Origin of the sequence: Bacteroides sp. OM05-10AA, from assembly GCF_003439055.1 — a bacterium.
GTDB classification, from domain to species: domain Bacteria; phylum Bacteroidota; class Bacteroidia; order Bacteroidales; family Bacteroidaceae; genus Bacteroides; species Bacteroides intestinigallinarum.
This window is the reverse complement of the sequence record NZ_QSUR01000019.1, coordinates 116,416-131,078: the sequence shown is the minus strand read 5'-3', so window position 1 is coordinate 131,078 and position 14,663 is coordinate 116,416. Positions and strand designations below refer to the sequence as shown.

At 41.9% G+C, this 14,663-nt stretch carries 10 protein-coding genes; 4 read left to right on the top strand and 6 right to left on the bottom strand.

The features are described from left to right. Positions 1–121: 121 nt before the first annotated feature. The 3 genes from DXB58_RS15865 to DXB58_RS15855 all read left to right on the top strand — a co-directional run bounded on the left by DXB58_RS15865 (position 122) and on the right by DXB58_RS15855 (position 3,777). Complete coding sequence (locus DXB58_RS15865; RefSeq protein WP_008997822.1) at positions 122–634, top strand: gamma carbonic anhydrase family protein; 513 nt, start codon at positions 122–124, stop codon at positions 632–634. Positions 635–940: 306 nt separating this feature from the next. Further along, positions 941–2,152 carry a peroxiredoxin gene (locus tag DXB58_RS15860; RefSeq protein WP_122137477.1) on the top strand — a complete coding sequence of 404 codons (1,212 nt, stop codon included), beginning with the start codon at positions 941–943 and terminating at the stop codon, positions 2,150–2,152. Then, positions 2,149–3,777, top strand: a complete 1,629-nt coding sequence (locus tag DXB58_RS15855) for a TlpA disulfide reductase family protein (RefSeq protein ID WP_122137476.1) — start codon at positions 2,149–2,151, stop codon at positions 3,775–3,777. Before DXB58_RS15860 ends, DXB58_RS15855 begins: the two co-directional genes overlap by 4 nt. Positions 3,778–3,946: 169 nt before the next feature. Here the strand turns inward: DXB58_RS15855 and DXB58_RS15850 are convergent, their stop codons facing one another. After that, a complete protein-coding gene (locus DXB58_RS15850) occupies positions 3,947–5,170 on the bottom strand; it encodes a 3-deoxy-D-manno-octulosonic acid transferase (RefSeq protein WP_004296372.1) in 1,224 nt (407 codons plus the stop codon). A gap of 13 nt (positions 5,171–5,183) precedes the next feature. Continuing rightward, on the bottom strand, positions 5,184–6,701 hold the full coding sequence (gltX, locus tag DXB58_RS15845) for a glutamate--tRNA ligase (RefSeq protein ID WP_122137475.1): 1,518 nt from the start codon (positions 6,699–6,701) through the stop codon (positions 5,184–5,186). Between the two features lie 94 nt (positions 6,702–6,795). Here gltX and DXB58_RS15840 point away from each other — a divergent pair, with 94 nt between their 5' ends. After that, positions 6,796–8,868 carry an HD family phosphohydrolase gene (locus DXB58_RS15840; protein WP_122137474.1) on the top strand — a complete coding sequence of 691 codons (2,073 nt, stop codon included), beginning with the start codon at positions 6,796–6,798 and terminating at the stop codon, positions 8,866–8,868. Here DXB58_RS15840 and DXB58_RS15835 read toward each other — a convergent pair. The 4 genes from DXB58_RS15835 to DXB58_RS15820 form a co-directional block, all read right to left on the bottom strand. After that, the gene (locus DXB58_RS15835; protein ID WP_122137473.1) at positions 8,843–9,313 is read right to left on the bottom strand and encodes a low molecular weight protein-tyrosine-phosphatase; all 471 of its coding nucleotides are present in this window, start codon (positions 9,311–9,313) and stop codon (positions 8,843–8,845) included. The two genes, DXB58_RS15840 and DXB58_RS15835, sit on opposite strands and share 26 nt — an antisense overlap. Before the next feature lie 153 nt (positions 9,314–9,466). After that, the gene (locus tag DXB58_RS15830; RefSeq protein ID WP_122137472.1) at positions 9,467–11,263 is read right to left on the bottom strand and encodes a glycoside hydrolase domain-containing protein; all 1,797 of its coding nucleotides are present in this window, start codon (positions 11,261–11,263) and stop codon (positions 9,467–9,469) included. Positions 11,264–11,314: 51 nt separating this feature from the next. After that, positions 11,315–13,771: a primosomal protein N' gene (priA, locus tag DXB58_RS15825; RefSeq protein ID WP_122137484.1), complete on the bottom strand. Its 2,457-nt coding sequence runs from the start codon at positions 13,769–13,771 to the stop codon at positions 11,315–11,317. Positions 13,772–13,962: 191 nt separating this feature from the next. After that, positions 13,963–14,538 (bottom strand): porin family protein, encoded by a 576-nt coding sequence (locus DXB58_RS15820; protein ID WP_117936347.1) that lies wholly within the window; start codon positions 14,536–14,538, stop codon positions 13,963–13,965. Positions 14,539–14,663: the final 125 nt, after the last annotated feature.

The window sequence follows — 14,663 nt, the reverse complement described above, 5'->3', positions numbered from 1 at the left end:
ACACCCATTAGAGTATAACTAAAAAATAAAGTTGTGCAACAGGCACGATGACCGACACCCGGGTGTCGGACAACATAACATAGTATCAACTAAAAAAACATTATTAAATCAAACAAATCTCATGGCTTTAATAAAATCAGTACGCGGATTCACTCCCGAAATCGGAGAAAACTGTTTTCTCGCAGATAACGCAACTATTATAGGAGATGTAAAAATAGGAAATGATTGTAGCATTTGGTTTAGCACCGTTTTGCGAGGTGATGTCAATTCCATACGAATTGGCAATGGAGTCAATATCCAAGACGGAAGCGTGCTGCATACATTATACCAGAAATCGACTATTGAAATAGGCGACCATGTATCTGTAGGACACAATGTCACGATCCATGGGGCAACCATCAAAGACTATGCTCTAGTTGGAATGGGATCAACCATCCTGGACCATGCCGTAGTAGGAGAAGGCGCAATTGTTGCTGCCGGTTCGTTGGTATTAAGCAATACCATTATTGAACCCGGAAGCATCTGGGGAGGAGTACCTGCCAAGTTTATCAAAAACGTAGACCCCGAGCAAGCCAAAGAGCTTAATCAGAAGATCGCTCACAATTATCTGATGTATTCTCAATGGTATAAGTAGAAGATAAACATTAGATAACTAAACAGATACAAGATGAGAGATACATTTCAAAACAAGTATCTCTCATTTTTTTATCCACCTAATAACATTCATATAATTATTTCTCATTCCATTTTTAGCTGTCTCCCATCATTCTCCCGCTATATTATTTAATTCCAATCAATCCATTCTGTTGAACTATTCGTAAATTGTCCACATTCAAGTTATTTAACCTATTGGATATAGACAAATTACGAATTATTCGTAGCTTTGTAAATCGGTCAAAGTAACACATATAATATAGAAACATATAACCCTACATCACTTATGAGAATCAAACTACTACTTATCATCTTCTTTCTTACGGCACTGCCCACCATCTATGCCCAAAACTCCGGAAAAGAATATTTAAAGAAGGTACTTACCAAACTGGAAAAGGTTGAATCCGCCACATATAACATCACTAATGAAAGCTGGCAGCATGGCGATTCAACAGCATTGTCCATCCTGCATGGATTCGTTAAAGAATACAATAATCCCATGGACTCGACCATAGGTGCAAGTTATGTTTCACTGGATGCCAATGATACAACAAAGATGGATTTTTATTATGACGGCAACATAAGAGCATTGACCTATCATGATAACAAGAAATTAGTAATTGATGATTTTACATTCAGGCCACTTCCTTTCAGACCTGTGAGCCCTCCATTCTTCAACCACACAAAGAACATCATTCAATATGCACTTACTACCAAAGATCATACTACACTAGAACTAAAAGACGAAGGCAATAATTACTATTTCAAATTAGTAATTGATGAAAATCAGCAGGTTGAATTCTTTGGGAAAGCTTATCACCTGCCTCTTCCTCCATTCGACATTGGCAATACGACTTCCATATACGAACTATGGATTGATAAATCGAACGATCTACCTTATAAGAAACGAAGAGAGATGTCCCATGACATTAGCGTTTCAACGTGTTCGGATCTTCAGATTAAGAATTTAACAATCAACGACTTCAATACAGCTCATTATTTCCCGGAAGATTATGAAATAGTAAAATACAGCGACCTCCATAAGAAAGACGGAGATCCATCAGCCTCCGAACTTATCGGTAAAAAAGCTCCCACTTGGATATTAGAAAACATAGAAGCACAACCCGTATCATTAGCCGACTACAAAAGCAAAGTCGTACTCATCAACTTTACTGGTATCGGTTGTGGTGCTTGTCAGGCAGCTATTCCTTTTTTAAAACAGTTAAAAGATTCATTCAATAGTGAAGAGTTTGATCTCATTGCCATAGAATCCTGGAGTCGAAAAACATCTGCTATCCGGAACTATGCAAACCGAAAAGAATTGAATTATACCATTCTAAATGCAACCAATGAAATTATCAAAGAATATCAGACAGGTGGTGCTGCTCCTTACTTTTTCATTATGGACCAAGAACGAATCATACGAAAAGTAATCAGAGGTTATAGTAAAGAGAATACTGATAAAGAAATAATAAATGCAATAAAAGAACTACTATGAGGAGACTATTTATCCTTTTTTGCCTGTCTTTGTTATTCAACATGACACAAGCACAATTACCGGCTCCCGAATATCAGAAGGGACAAGCTATTCTAAGCGGCAGGATAGCAAATTACAATCCGAATGATAATCTGACATTCAAAATCGGAGCTCCCAATATCGTGATGGGAACAGCCGAAACTCTTTATCCGACTGTTGAAACAAACGGAAGTTTCAAGATCAATATCCCCCTCTACCACGATACACAAATACGAATGATAATAGGGAATGCAGATTTTGTCATTCTATTAAGTCCCGGAAAAGAAACAAATGTATCAATCAATCTAAGTAATCCTCAAGGAAAACAATTCGTTTTTAGCGGCCAGTATGCTACCATTAACAATGAATGGTGTCAGCCGGAACTGATAACAAAGATACCTCCTGTTTATAGCAATGGCGACCTATTAGATTCCATTGCAGGTATCAGTGCCAATGAATTCAAGAAACGCTGCATCAACCAATACAAACGATATGTAATGCACAATAACGCACAGCTACAATTCTGCGAAGATACTCGCACACTAGCCAATCTCTCATGCGCATTTGATTGTCTGGAAAATCTACAGGCAACCCACTATTGCCTGCAAACAGCTTATCAGAAGAAGAAAAACATTACACGGGAACAAGCTTTTGCCGCTTTCCTCGATGTGCATTTGCCTGATGATTTCTACAATTACCTGAAGGATTTTCCTGTTAATCACCCTTTAGCACTCTATTGTTATAATTACCGTAATGCGGTTATGGATTTATATGATACACATAAAGATCCACTCGCTTACGAAAAAAATCTATTGAAAAATGCACCACTCACAAAAGAGGAACAGACACTTATCCATCAATATGAAACGGCCTTCAAAACAGGTATCCCCTTTCAGCAAGGAAACGAACTAATGGCACTTAATGTGAAATACGCCAAAGAAGCTGACCAATTCAGATGGGAATCATTCTCCAAAGCAAAAGAACGTCTTAGCAACATCATGCAAGACAGCACTAGTTTAATAGTTGACTACGTACGGGCACTCTATATGCGTTCCAGCTTATACAACCTAAAACCTCTGACCACCTCGCAGGAAATCATGGCTTCGGAAATAACAAATCCTATTTTCTTAGGTATCATTCAAGACATGAACCAGCAGATGCAACCCCGACAAAAAACGACAACTAAGAAATTCGCTGTTTGCGAAGCACCACAGGTCCCGGAAAAGGAACTGCTGACCGCTCTCATTGCCCGCCACAAAGGGAAGGTGCAATTTATCGACTTTTGGGCTACCTGGTGTGGTGGATGCCGACAAATCATCAAAGAATATGAGCCACTAAAGAAAGAAATAGGTGAAGACAAAGTTGCTTTCATTTACCTCACAGGTCCCAGTTCTATAAAAAGCACTTGGGATATACTAATACAAGATATTTCCGGAGAACATTACTGGCTGAATAAAGAACAGTGGGGTTATCTTTGGAGTCATTTTCAGATGACGGGATTACCGATGTACCTGATAATAGATAAAAAAGGAAATATTACAAAACAATTCACCCACGTAACAGCCAAAGAGTTGAAAAAGCTGCTAGAGTTAGAAGTCAACAAATAAAGTGCCTGCCTACCAATATAGAAAAACAATGAGGAGTGTACCCAAACTACCTTATAAATGAAGAATCACCTTTAGCACAGATAGTTGTGGTAAAGGTGATTCTTCATTTATTATAAGTTTTTTGCACTGCCCTCTTATATCAAGGCTTACGTTAATCGATACAATATATTTAGAAATTAATCATGTGCATAATCTTCTCCGTCGCACCGGCATTGCTAGTCACATAATAACCGGCATTCGTTCCAGTTTCGCGCAAAAAGACCTCATCTGTCAGGAAACGATCCAGCAAAGTTTTCAGCTCATCGTAATCTTTGATAGAATAGGCTCCTTTTGCTTCCAGCAATTGAACAGCCTCCATGAATTTCTGATACTTAGGTCCGAAAATCACCGGAATACCATATACAGCCGCTTCCAATGTGTTGTGGATTCCTACTCCGAAACCACCGCCGATATAAGCTATTTCACCATAGCGGTAAATAGAGGACAATAGTCCGAAGCAGTCTATTATAAGGCAATCCGCTTTCAATACATTTCTTTCGTCAGCACGGGTGTAGCGCACATACGGACGTTTCAGTTTACCGATGATCTCAACCAGATGATTCTCATCGATCACATGCGGAGCAATAATCAATTTCATTTCCGGATGATTATTGAAATATTCGAGGAATAAATCCTCATCAGGTCCCCATGAACTTCCGGCAACAAAAGTAAAAGAATTGTTTCCTTTAAATTTCTCCACCAACGGGAGCTCTTTAGCCTCTTCGCGGATTTGCAGTACACGGTCAAAACGGGTATCCCCCACTACTGTCACACGACTGATGCCGATTTTCGACAAATAACGTTTGGATGCCTCATTCTGAACAAACAGATGATCGAAATCTTTCAAGACATTGCGATAAGTGCCACCGTACCATTTAAAGAATATTTGTTCGCGACGGAAGATAGACGACACACTATATACCGGAATACGGCGCTTGTGCAGCTCATCCAGATAATTCTTCCAAAACTCATATTTGATAAAGAACGCCATGCAAGGATTTGCAATATCCAGGAACTTCTTCACATTCCTCGGCTTATCAAACGGCAGATAGCAAACAATATCCGCCCCCCGGTAATGCTTGCGCACTTCATAACCGGAAGGAGAGAAAAATGTCAGCAATATCTTATAGTTAGGATATTTCTCACGAATCATTTCTATCAGAGGGCGTCCTTGTTCAAACTCCCCCAGTGAAGCAGCGTGAAACCAAATATACTGCTCCCCTTTTTCCACTTGTTGGCGTAAGAGTTCATACACCACCCAATGCCCCTTCATCATCTTCCGGGGCTTGCGGCTAAACGGAGCAGCCAAATGGACGATAAAGTCATAAATGACTATTGCCAGGTCGTAAAGCATAGTACTGTGTCGATTACTTCAAAACCTCTACCGCTCGTTTCATACGAGCTATCGTCTCCTCTTTGCCCAATACCCAGGAAATATCGAACATGTGCGGGCCTTTTCCTTCACCCACCAATGTCAGACGGAAAGCATTCATGATATTACCGGTATGGTAACCTTTCTCTGCAATCCAGTCCATAACGACTTTTTCCTGTCCTTCAATGCTAAAATCTTCAATACCGGCAATCACTTCCGCCAATTCGGTCATACATTTTGCAGAATCTTCTTTCCAGCGTTTCTTCACCGTCTTTTCATCATATTCGGTAGGAGCAACGAAGAAGAAGCTACATACGTCCCACAGTTCTTTAATGAAACTTACCCGGTCTTTCATCATGCCAACCACAGTCACTACCTTTTCGAAAGGAGCCTCTACGCCTTGTTCTTTCAAGAAAGGCAAGAACAGTTCCGCAATTTCTTCGTTAGGTTTCTGCTGTATATATTGATGATTGAACCATATTCCTTTTTTATAGTCGAACTTAGCTCCCGACTTGCTGCAGCGGTGAAGATCAAACAATTTAATCAATTCATCCATCGACATCACTTCCTGATCATTACCCGGATTCCATCCCAATAAAGCCAGGAAATTAATCACAGCTTCGGGTAAATAACCGGATTCGCGATAACCTGAAGAGATTTCTCCCGATTTCGGATCGTGCCATTCCAACGGGAATACAGGGAATCCGAGACGATCACCGTCACGCTTGCTTAATTTTCCATTACCTTCCGGTTTCAATAACAAAGGCAGGTGAGCAAATTCCGGCATCGTATCTTCCCAACCGAAAGCACGATACAACAACACGTGCAATGGAGCGGAGGGCAGCCATTCTTCACCACGAATCACGTGGGAAACTTCCATCAAATGGTCATCCACGATATTTGCCAAATGGTAAGTAGGCAGTTCGTCAGCCGATTTATAAAGTACTTTGTCATCCAGAATAGATGAGTTGATTACTACTTCGCCACGAATCAGGTCGTTTACATGTATATCTTCATTCGGTTCGATTTTGAAACGAACCACATATTGTTTGCCTTCAGCAATCAGTGCATCCACTTCTTCTTTCGGCATAGTTAATGAATTGCGCATCATACCACGGGTAGATGCATCATATTGGAAGTTAGCAATTTCAGCACGCTTAGCGTCCAGTTCCTCCGGAGTATCAAAAGCAATGTATGCTTTTCCATTTTCCAGCAAAATCTGCACATATTTCTTGTAGATTTCGCGGCGCTCCGACTGACGGTACGGACCGTGTTCACCACCAAAGCTCACTCCCTCGTCAAAGTGGATACCCAACCACTTAAAAGATTCGAGTATATACTCTTCCGCTCCCGGAACGAACCGGTTAGAGTCAGTGTCTTCAATACGAAATATCAAGTCTCCGCCGTGTTGACGTGCAAATAGATAATTATACAAAGCTGTACGCACACCACCGATGTGCAATGCTCCCGTAGGACTTGGAGCAAAACGAACTCTTACTTTTCTTTCTGCCATAATTTGGGTTAGTATAGGTAAATCGTGGCAAAATTAAACCTTTTTTTCCACACTATTGTTTTTTTTTGTACTTTTCGCAAAAATTTCAGTGGATATGGAACATTTGAAGAAGAAAAAAAGATTTTCATGGAGAGATTTACTATATAAATCACTGCTATTTGTGGGCACTGTGGCGCTGATTGTCTATTTCCTGCCACGTGACGGAAAATTCAATTACCAGTTTGACATCAACAAGCCCTGGAAATACGGACAGTTGATCGCTACTTTCGACTTTCCTATTTATAAAGAGGATGCAGTAGTAAAAAGGGAACAAGATAGCCTGATGGCTTTCTTCCAACCTTATTATCAACTGGATAAAAATATAGAAAAAGACGCAATCGCCAAGCTGAAAGAGAATTACCATGCGAATCTGAAAGGCATTCTCCCTTCCATCGATTATTTGCGGTACGTCGAACGCACTTTAAAAGAAATCTATCAGGCAGGTATCGTTTCGACAGAGAATATACAGCAGCTTCACAAGGACAGCACTTCATCTGTCATGGTGATTGATGATAAACTGGCTAATCCACAGGCTACCGAGAATCTTTACACGGTACAAAAAGCCTATGAGCACTTACTGACAGCAGACTCCACTCATTTCAACCGGGAAATTTTAAGGCAATGCTCACTGAACGAATACATCACCCCCAACCTTACCTTTGACGAGGAACGTTCCCAGACTGCCAAAGAAGAAATCCTGAACAACTATTCCTGGGCAAACGGATTAGTAGTCAGCGGGCAAAAGATTATTGACCGGGGGGAAATCATCAGTCCGCATACCTATAATATCCTGGAGTCATTACGCAAAGAATCCATCAAACGAAATGAGTCCATGGGACAGAACCGTCTGATTCTCGGCGGACAGATTCTGTTTGTAGGAATGCTGATGCTTTGTTTTATGCTTTATCTCGACCTGTTCCGGAAAGACTACTATCAACGGAAAGGCAGTCTGTCATTGCTATTCACGTTGATTGTATTTTACAGTGTCATAACCGCTTTCATGGTAACACATAATCTATTTAATGTGTATATCATCCCGTACGCAATGCTACCCATTATCATCCGCGTCTTTCTTGATTCGAGGACTGCTTTCCTGACGCATGTCATTACTATATTAATATGTTCCATATCCTTACGCTTTCCGCATGAATTCATTCTGACACAGTTGGCAGCAGGATTGGTGGCGATATTCAGTCTAAGAGAGCTATCGCAAAGGTCCCAACTTTTCCGAACGGCTTTACTAGTTATACTGACTTATGCAGCCATTTATTTCGCCTTCGAATTGATGACAGAGAACGGCCTTTCCACCGACTTCTCGAAGTTGAACATACGAATGTACACTTACTTCATCATCAATGGAATTCTGTTATTATTCACCTATCCTTTACTCTTTTTATTGGAAAAGACTTTCGGATTTACTTCCAATGTAACGTTGGTAGAACTTTCGAATATCAATAATGACCTTTTGCGGCAAATGTCCGAGACGGTTCCGGGAACATTCCAACATTCCATGCAAGTGGCCAATCTTGCTGCAGAAGCAGCCATCCGTATTGGAGCCAAAAGTCAGTTAGTACGTACAGGAGCTTTGTATCATGATATTGGCAAGATGGAAAACCCTGCTTTCTTCACAGAAAATCAGTCAGGAGGAGTTAACCCGCATAAGAACCTGAATTACGAACAAAGTGCGCAGGTCGTCATCAGTCATGTGACGGATGGATTGAAGTTAGCCGATAAACACAATCTGCCTAAAGCTGTCAAAGACTTTATCAGCACGCATCACGGACGGGGAAAAACAAAATATTTCTATATTTCCTGGAAGAACGAGCATCCGGACGAAGAACCGAATGAAGAACTGTTCACCTATCCCGGCCCGAATCCGTTCACCAAAGAACAGGCTATCCTGATGATGGCGGATGCCGTGGAAGCCGCCTCACGCAGTCTTCCGGAATATACAGAAGAAACAATCAGCAACCTGGTCGATAAGATTATCGATTCCCAGGTCACTGAAGGTTACTTTAAAGAATGTCCTATCACTTTCAAGGATATAGCAACAGTGAAAGCTGTGTTCAAAGAAAAACTAAAGATTGCTTATCACACCCGAATCAGTTATCCTGAGTTAAAGAAGTAAGCAAACCTGCGCAAGCATCCTCAAGAATATCAAGTACATATTCAAAACCCTCGGCCCCTCCATAATAGGGGTCGGGGACATGATCTGCAGGAATACGGGTGCAATACTCCGTCATGCGATGAATCTTCTTCCATTCTTCGGGAGAAGGGGCTTTGTCTTTCAAATCATCTATGTTCCGGTCGTCCATACCGATTATCAAATCAAAATTATAGAAATCTTCCGTACGGACGGGGCGAGAACGATGCACCAATTGATAACCGCGACGGGCCGCATGAGCACGCATCCGGCTATCCGGCAATTCCCCCTGATGATAAGACAGGATTCCGGCAGAATCTATCACAAATTCTTTTTCCAGTCCCGCTTCTTCTATTAAATGAAGCATTACGCCTTCAGCCGTAGAGCTACGGCAGATATTTCCTAAGCAGACAAATAATATTTTCTTCATAATTTACTTTTAACGATACAGAAATGATATCGAATACTTAATATATATTTTTCAGGCACGGATTACACGGATTTCGCGGTTTTAAAAGATTAACCAATTAAAAACCGTGTTATCCGTGTAATCCGTGCCTAAATATGATAGTTCACCACAGTACTAGAACGAATTTAATATCTGATTAGCCCGGTTCACGGTTACCGCCGCCGGGATTTCCGGCATACTACCCAGATTGAACGGAGCAAGCATTTTTTCTATTTTCTTTAATCCGGCCTTATTTCCTTTTTTCTCAAATTCCTGACGAAGGATATTGATCTTCTCATGCGCCTGTATGCCTTCAATCAAACATTCGAAACGAATACAACTACGAGCTCCCGGATATACAAGATAAGTATCTCCACCTGCCCAACTGCGGAAACGGGAATCAAGTAGCGGTTCCAATGGCCAACTGTTATATGCCCAACGCAGATAACCATCCAGATGTTTCTTAGATGAATAATAACTCATCCAGGCAGCTTCTGCAGGATCAGAGAAAGTAAACGTGTTGGGATGGGCTTCCGTACAGCAGGTATAATAATTAGTACGCTTGTTCTCGGCAACACGACGCAGACGCACTTCTTCCGGGAAGTTCTGTCCGATAACAATACAATAATCATATAGATCGGGCTCAATCTCTTCATGATAGTTTCCAGCCAACGATACTTTAAAATCCGGATCAGCTTTACGAATCACTTTCAACGTCTTCTGCATCACTTCCATCGGACGTTCGTCCATCGCAATAGCACAGATATCAAACCATCCTTTTTCTTTCAGATGCTTGGAGAAAGAGGCAAGCATCGCTCCCCACATTTCTTCATAAGCCACTTCACCCGGTGCAGTTTTCACGAATTGCAAAGAGTTGGTTGCCTGATCGTAGTATTGGAATGACAGTTCCCATGGAACCATTGAGTAACAATTAATCTGTTTGTCAATGCCTACACTCATCATAAATTCCACCCAGCGGTCGAAGATAGTATAATCAAAAGTCCATGTTCCATCCGCCCGTTTCATCCAGGTGACCATTGTATCAAAATAATCTTCTGTCTGACCATTCCAGGGTTTATGCGTCAAAGTAGCCGTAATAATCTTCTGCCCGGCATCTGCCAACATTTTCATCAAAGGACGCATGGCGTCGAAATGCTCCTGACTCCATAAAGGAACCTGATAGTAACGTGCCACTGCATAAGGACTTTGCCATAAATCCAAGTGATAAGCCCATTCCGAAGGTTGAGGAAGTTCACGGGAAGAAACGGTAATTTCGAGATTCAGGCGTTGCAATAAACGCGAGCCGTCATTGATTAACAGTTCCCCTTGATAAGTTCCGGGAGTAACCGATTGAGGAATCCAACACTGCACCCAAACCGGTTGAACAGTACGAGCGGGCAAAGCCATCGTTTTCAGGTTGGTATCAATAGGATCGGCCACCAATAATGAATCATAATCTATGGACTTCCGGTGTCCGCAGGCACCTCTCCCATCCTTATTCAATTCATCCGTCATCACATAACGGACAAAACCACCTGTAAATGCATCTTTGGGAAGAACGTTTCCCTTTTTGTCTTTGAAATCACCAAAGCTGAAATTCAGGTCTTTCAGTTCTACGCCTGTCCACACAACAGCTTGCGCGTTCACACGTTCGCCACGCCAGCCTTTCAGGGAAACAGTCTGTTGTTTCTTCAACTGCGGGAGTTGATGCTTCGCATACCGGACATCTGTTGTACCCCAAGAAACTTGGGTGGAAGTCACCGCTGCCCACTCTTTATCAGAAGACGCAGTAGGATCAGGCAACTCCTGATAAGTCAGTAAAGGGAACTTCGGTTGTCCTGTCGGAACATCACATTGAGTCACTCCCTGCTGGGCAAAAACGGCACCCATGCTCAAGAGACAAGTCAGAGAAAAAATAGTAAGTCGTTTCATGGTTAGTTAATTAAATTAATAAAGGTTATTATATGGGGGAAAATTATTCAATCACATAGGGTCTACATCATAATAAACAATCAAAGATTTATAGCGTTCGTCCGCCAACATCTCGCGCTGAATACGTAGCAACAATTCCCGTGCACGTCCCATCGGGGCATTCTGCTCAATCTTGACAACGATCTTTTTGATAAACAAAGTTTGGATACGGGCAACAGGTGGTTTGTCCGGGCCTAATACCCGATTGCCAAATACTGCCCGCAACTTATCCGCCATCACTACCGCCATCTGATCCAGTAACGCTTCATTATGATTTTTCAGATAAACATATACCAGCCGGTAATAGGGAGGATAATGGAACATCTGGCGTTCTGCCAATTGTCCGCCTACCATATCTTCATAATCATTGGCAATGACCTGATGAATGATAGGATGATCGATACTCTTGGTTTGCAATACCACCCGTCCGCGTTTGTTCTTACGTCCGGCACGTCCCGCTACTTGTGCCATCAACTGAAAAGCACGTTCATAGGAACGGAAATCGGGATAATTCAACATGGTATCGGCATTCAATATACCTACTATACTGACATGATCGAAATCCAACCCTTTTGATACCATTTGCGTACCGATCAATATGTCCGTCTTTCCCTGCTCAAAGTCTGCAATAATCTTCTCATAAGCGGAGCGGGTACGTGTAGTATCCAAGTCCATCCGGGCCACGGCAGCTTCCGGGAAAAGGATTTTGATGTCATCTTCAATCTTTTCCGTACCGAAACCACGGTTCACCAGTTCTGTTCCCTCGCAGGCAGGACAGGATTTCGGCAGTTGATACGTATAACCGCAGTAGTGACAGGTTAATTGATTGATTCCTTTATGATAGGTAAGGCTTACGTCGCAATTCTTACACTTAGGCACCCAACCGCAGGTACGACACTCCACCATCGGAGCAAACCCACGACGGTTCTGAAAGAGAATCACTTGTTCTTTCTGTTCCAAAGCCTCTTTCATATATTGTATCAGGAGTGGCGAGAATTGTCCGACCATCCGCTTTTTGCGATGCAGTTCCTTGATATCCACCGGAATAATCTCCGGCAACTGGATTTCTTTATATCGTTCTTTCAGTTGTACGAAACCATATTTTCCCTCTCTTGCATTCTGCCATGACTCGATAGAGGGAGTAGCCGTACCCAACAGGGTTTTAGCTCCGTACATGGCAGCCAATACAATAGCCGCGCTACGCGCATGATAGCGGGGAGCGGGATCTTGTTGCTTATACGTATTTTCGTGCTCTTCATCCACAATCACCAATCCCAGATTTCGGAAAGGCAGGAAAATAGAAGAACGAACACCCAGAATAATATCATACCCGTTCTCTCCCAGTTGCTTCCGCCATATTTCAACCCGTTCGGCATCGGGGAACTTAGAATGATAGATACCCAGACGAGCACCGAAGACCCGTTGCAAACGCTCCGTGATTTGAGTGGTCAATGCAATTTCCGGCAACAAATATAACACCTGCTTTCCCTGGCGAATCGCTTCTTCTATCAGATGGATATAAATTTCAGTCTTACCGCTGGACGTTACCCCATGAAGCAGACAGACATTTTTCTCCTGAAAAGACTGCACGACTTCATCAAATGCACGCTGTTGAAACTCATTCAAAGGATTTAATTCGACAATCTCCTTCTCCTGCTTATCCAACCGGCCTATTTCATGGTAGTAGATTTCAAAAATCTTCTTATCCACCAATCCATTTAATACAGAAGGGGCCACATTAGCCCGCTGCAACAGTTCTTTCTTGGAGACTTCTTTCGGAGTTCCCGCTCCTAAAACATCGGAACATTCCACATACTTCATGAGTAATGCCAACTGCTTCGGAGCACGAGACAGAATATCAAACAGGATATGAAGCCGCTTTTCATCCGCTGTACCCGCAAGCCGAACCCGTGCCTCTGTTTTAGGTTTATAAGTACGCCTCAACTCCTCCTTTACGAAAATCGCTTCTTTATCGAGCAGAGACTTGATGACCGTAAGAATATTTTTGATGCCGCTGTCCTTCTCCAGTTTAGTAACGGACTGCTGCGAATCTACGGCAAGTAAATCCAAAATGCGTTGCTCACGTTCCGGCAATGGCGCATCCGCTTCAAAATCTGGATTATATTCAACGATCGTTTCACTCTCCAGTTTCAGGCCAGAGGGAAGTGCCGCTTTATAGACATCGCCTTGTGTACAGAGATAATAATCTGCTATCCACTCCCAAAATTTGAATTGAGCGGGTAACAGAATGGGAGAAGCATCCAGCAATGCAGATATATCTTTCACTTCGTACTCCGTTGGAGCACAATAATGAACGTTAAGGACGATAGCCGTATAAAACTTCTTCCGCCCGAAAGGAACTACCACTCGGCAGCCTATCTTCACATCTTCCGCACATTCATCCGGCAAAGAGTAAGTGAAACTCTTCGGAAGCGGAAGCGGTAATATGACATCTACATACTTTTTCATTGCAGCTACAAAAATACAATAAAAAAACGGGGATTTAAAAGAAGGGAGAGAGAACACTTAAAAAGAAAACTCTGCTTCATACGAGAATTGGAAGAAATATATTCGAGAGCGCAACAGGACACTCCCAAACAAAAAAGAGTTTCCGGTTATCGGAAACTCTTTTTCATATACTAGGTAAAGCGATAGACTACTTAAAAAATATAGGCTACAGATACTTGCCAAGTCTTAGTCTTATAAGAAGCATTTGTTCCTTCAATATCAGCTGTATCACCCAATGGGATATTGTAATTAGCACCCACCTGCAAATGGTTCAGCAACTTCAAACCGGCGCCCACATTGATACCTACTTCAGCTTTCTTCTTATCAATTCCCGATTTCTTTTCAAAATCGAAATAAAAGTCAGGACCTGCAGCCAGATAAATACCTGCCAGACTTCCCAAGCCAATGGTATATTTCAGGTTTACAGGAATATCAATACCGTTCTGCTTAATGGTTATATCTCCGTCTTCATCGGAAACTTTTATACCTCTTTGAGCAAAAAGCAACGAAGCATCTACCCCCAATCCTACGATTGGAATATTAAACTCGGCCATCGGACCAATAAAGAAACCAGTGAAATTATCCTTCTTGAAGTTGTCGCCCATATTAGAGAGACTTGCCTTTGACAAGTTCAAACCTCCTTTTACACCAAAGTGTATCTGCGCTTGGGCAGGCATTGCCATACCTATGCATACAGCAATCATTAAAGCACCAAAAATCTTTTTCATAAATTTACGTGTTTATAATTCGGGACAAAGATATATATTTAGATTAAATAAACACAAATTATCGGTTGTTTGTTCATTTAAAGCCACCGTTGTTGATCCGCTCCAGTTCTCCGTACCTTTTATTT